This window comes from Haematobacter genomosp. 1 (genome assembly GCF_002196855.1).
In the GTDB taxonomy this organism is placed as follows: Bacteria; Pseudomonadota; Alphaproteobacteria; order Rhodobacterales; family Rhodobacteraceae; genus Haematobacter.
Map to the genome: position 1 here is coordinate 1 of NZ_NIPW01000072.1, position 771 is coordinate 771.

Consider the following 771-nt stretch of genomic DNA (forward strand, 5'->3'; position numbering starts at 1 on the left):
CAAATCCTGTCCCCGCAACCAAAACTAATTCTCCAAATTTATCAATATCTTGCAAATCCGCATCTCTGGATTGCATACTGCTTCCCTCACCACGCCCCGCAACTCGCGGGGTTTTTTGCGTTTGGACCGCCGCGACGGAAACCTCATGCACCGGCAGCCCGCACGCCAGACGCAACAGGCTCGCCAAGGCCCCATGAAGGTGGATCGCAAGCCCCGGTTTGCCGCTCTCGCTCTCCTCTGCGGAAACCGGAACCAACTCCACCTTCTCGATCAGAGCCCGCAACGCCTCTTTAGCCTCATCCATCCGCTCGGCCTCCGACAGGCCCGCGATCAACTGGCCGATCCGGGCGCGATAGGTCTTGGCCATGCCGGGATGGATGCGGACAGGGTCCGGGGCAGGGGAGGCCGAGAGCTGGCGCTCCAGATCCTTCCGCCGGCCGTCCAGCTCAATCATCCGATCCTTCACCTGATCGGCGGGCACGCCGGCCAGGATGGCATCAACCAGCTTCTTGTGATCGGTGCTGACGCGGGCGAGTTCCTTCTCGAGATCGGCCCGTCCGGCGCTACGTGCGGCCTCCAGGCGGTTGCGCTCGGCGGCGTATTCCTCGCAGAATATACGCACGGCTTCTTCGTCCATCAGGTGATGCTCAAGGGCTTCGAGGACGCGGCTCTCCAGATCGGCCTGTTTGATCACAGCCATATTGTTGCAAGCGGCCGCGCCTTTCTTCCTGGCCGTCGAGCAGCCAAAGCGGCATTGTTGCACTTATCGGT

The 771-nt window shown here is 61.6% G+C and carries 1 pseudogene; it reads right to left on the minus strand.

Annotated elements, in window-relative coordinates:
• A pseudogene (locus tag CDV49_RS19890) lies at window positions 1-700 on the minus strand (hypothetical protein); the annotation flags it as partial.
• Between the last annotated feature and the right edge of the window lie 71 nt (window positions 701-771).